Raw genomic sequence first — 701 nt, forward strand, 5'->3', positions numbered from 1 at the left:
CAGACCGTCGGGCACACGCTCCAGCAGAGCCTTCTCATCCATCAGCCGCGTTCCTCCTGTTCGATTCGTCCTCATCGTCCGTCAGGACCGCCGCCCGCACCAGGGGTACGGCGCGGTGATCGATCTTCGTCGCGAGCGCGATGACCGTGGAGGTCCGCATGATGCCCGGGTCGCTGACGATGCGGTCGATCACCCGCTGCAGGTCGGCGTTGGACCTCGCGACCGCCCGGATCATCAGGTCGCCGACACCGGTGATCGTGTGCACCTCGAGCACCTCCGGGATGGCCTCCAGATGCTCGACGACGGTCACGTCACGGTCGCCCTGGGCGATCTCCGCCGTCACGAATGCGGTCACAGGGTAGCCGAGCCGGTCGGTGTCGATGGTGGGGGCGAAGTCGCGCACCACTCCCGAGCGCAGGAGCCGGTCCAGCCGGGCCTGTACCGTGCCGCGCGCCACCCCGAGCCGCCGCGACGCTTCGAACACGCCCAGCCGCGGCTCCTCGGTCAGCAGCGCGATCAGATCGGCGTCGAGCTTGTCGACCATGCGGCCTCCTTCGGTCCTCGCCCATCGTATGACGCACCGCCCTCCGCCAGCCCCCCGAGCCCCACCGTCGAGTCCGCAGAGACTGTCTCTTATACACATCTCCGAGCCCACGAGACACTCGCTAATCTGGGGGGGAGGTGTTTTTTGTGGAGGGGGG

1 protein-coding gene is annotated in these 701 nt (G+C 68.0%); it reads right to left on the reverse strand.

Going from position 1 to position 701, the window contains the following annotated elements:
* Positions 1-34 precede the first annotated feature (34 nt).
* A complete protein-coding gene (locus ACPYOG_RS19210; RefSeq protein WP_481295735.1) occupies positions 35-544 on the reverse strand; it encodes an Lrp/AsnC family transcriptional regulator in 510 nt (169 codons plus the stop codon).
* Between the last annotated feature and the right edge of the window lie 157 nt (positions 545-701).

Source organism: Leifsonia sp. HAY1-4F (assembly GCF_056755275.1).

Excerpts from the sequence above, each read along its gene's own strand:
- ACPYOG_RS19210 (WP_481295735.1), bottom strand. The coding sequence starts at position 544 with ATGGTCGACAAGCTCGACGCCGATCTGATCGCGCTGCTGACCGAGGAG.